The organism is Saccharopolyspora sp. (assembly GCF_017434145.1).
GTDB classification, from domain to species: domain Bacteria; phylum Actinomycetota; class Actinomycetes; order Mycobacteriales; family Pseudonocardiaceae; genus Saccharopolyspora_C; species Saccharopolyspora_C galaxeae.
This window is the reverse complement of record NZ_JAFRFW010000247.1, coordinates 1-1567: the sequence shown is the minus strand read 5'-3', so window position 1 is coordinate 1567 and position 1567 is coordinate 1. Positions and strand designations below refer to the sequence as shown.

Genomic DNA, 1567 nt, shown 5'->3' with positions numbered 1-1567 from the left:
GCTCGCGCAGCGCGGCGATTCCCGCACCGGTGTGCGCGGAGACGAACATCGCGCCGGGCAGCAGCCTGCGCAGCTCGGCGATCCGGGTGGCGTCGACCTGGTCGGTCTTGTTCACCACCAGGAGTTCCTCCGGAACCGGCGCGCCGTGCTCCGCGGCGATGTCGGAGACCACCTGGCGCACCGCGGCGACCTGGTCGTGCGGTTCGGGCTCCGAACCGTCCACCACGTGCACCAGCAGGTCAGCGCCGGTGACCTCCTCCAGCGTGGAGCGGAACGCCTCCACGAGCTGGTGCGGCAGGTGCCGGACGAAGCCGACGGTGTCGGTGAGCGTGTAAGCCCGTCCGTCCGGGGTCTCCGCGCGGCGGGTGGTCGGGTCCAAGGTGGCGAACAACGCGTCCTCCACCAGCACGCCTGCGTCGGTGAGCGCATTGAGCAGGCTGGACTTGCCCGCGTTGGTGTAGCCGGCGATGGCCACTCCGGCGACCTGCCTGGCCTCGCGCCTGCCGCGCTTGGTGTTGCGGACGGTGCGCATCGCGGCCAGTTCCTTGCGGAGCTTGCTGATCCGCTTGTGGATCCGCCTGCGGTCGGTCTCCAGCTTGGTCTCACCGGGACCGCGGGTGCCGACGCCGCCGGTGGCGCCACCGGCCTGCCGGGACATCTTCTCGCCCCAGCCGCGCAGGCGGGTGATGTAGTACTGCAGCTGGGCAAGCTCGATCTGCGCCTTGCCCTCCTTGGAGCTGGCGTGCTGGGCGAAGATGTCCAGGATCAACGCGGTCCGGTCGATGACCTTGACCTTGAGCTTGTCCTCGAGCTGCCGGAGTTGGCCGGGCGCCAGCTCGCCGTCGCAGACGACGGTGTCCGCGCCGGTAGCGACCACGACGTCGCGCAGTTCCTTGACCTTGCCCGCACCGACATAGGTCGCCGGGTCGGGCCGCTGCCTGCGCTGCACGAGTCCCTCGAGCACCTCGGAACCGGCTGTTTCGGCGAGCCGGGCCAGCTCGGCCAGCGAGGCTTCGGCGTGCACCGCGTCACCCTCGGTCCAGACCCCGACGAGCACGACGCGCTCCAGCCGCAACTGCCGGTACTCGACTTCGGTGATGTCGGAGAGCTCGGTGGACAGCCCCGCCACGCGGCGCAGCGAGGCGCGTTCGTCCCGCTGCATCTCACCGCTTGAAGGGGCGGTGTCCGCGGCTCTGGAGGCGGCGAAGTCAAGGGCCGGATCATGAACGGAAAACTCGTCGGCGTCGAGCGGCTGACCGCCGGGCTCGTCCGTGCCGGCTGCTGCGCGGGCGACCTCCGGGTCGAGGCTCGCCTCGGATGACCACAGTGCGGATTTCTTCATATCGGTTCCATTGTCCCACGCTTCGCGACCGGTTTTCACCCTCGAAAATCGGCCCGGGCCGGGCACTCCGCGCGGTCAGCCGATCTCGGCTTGACGCCACCACTCCACGCCGAGCCTGCCCCCGCCGACGAGGACCGCCGGGCCGGTGAGCAGCGTGGTCCGCTCCGTGACCTCGACCTGAACGCTGCCGCCCAGGACCTCGACGAGACGCTTTTCGGCGCGCAG

Annotated in this window: 1 protein-coding gene; it reads right to left on the bottom strand. The window is 70.4% G+C overall.

Annotated features, from left to right (window positions below; all coding sequences use genetic code 11):
* Positions 1 to 1162, bottom strand: a 1162-nt coding sequence (gene hflX / locus IJH84_RS06925; RefSeq protein ID WP_295141664.1) for a GTPase HflX, incomplete at its 3' end; no start/stop codon positions are given.
* Positions 1163 to 1567 lie beyond the last annotated feature (405 nt).